The organism is Corynebacterium sp. HMSC069E04 (assembly GCF_001813175.1).
Classification (GTDB): Bacteria; Actinomycetota; Actinomycetes; order Mycobacteriales; family Mycobacteriaceae; genus Corynebacterium; species Corynebacterium aurimucosum.
Map to the genome: position 1 here is coordinate 1 of NZ_KV811669.1, position 201 is coordinate 201.

Below are 201 nucleotides of genomic sequence, written 5' to 3' on the forward strand. Positions count from 1 at the left end.
CGCATGGTCTTCGTGCGGGCACGCTTGCCGGTGCCGTACTGCTTAAGCCAGGAATAAAGTGAGGAACGATTGACTCCAAGCTCTGCTGAAGCCGCGTGAAGTGAAAGGTCCTCATTGTTTTCGTAGAGGGCCACAGCATCACGTTTGAACTGTTCGGAGTACCTAGGCATGGTGGTAGATTACCTTTCTTCCCAACCCAAC

At 52.7% G+C, this 201-nt stretch carries 1 protein-coding gene; it reads right to left on the bottom strand.

What is annotated here, in order from left to right; all coding sequences use genetic code 11:
• A partial coding sequence (locus HMPREF2896_RS05780) for a transposase (RefSeq protein ID WP_141754764.1) occupies nucleotides 1-170 on the bottom strand: 170 nt, incomplete at its 3' end.
• Nucleotides 171-201 lie beyond the last annotated feature (31 nt).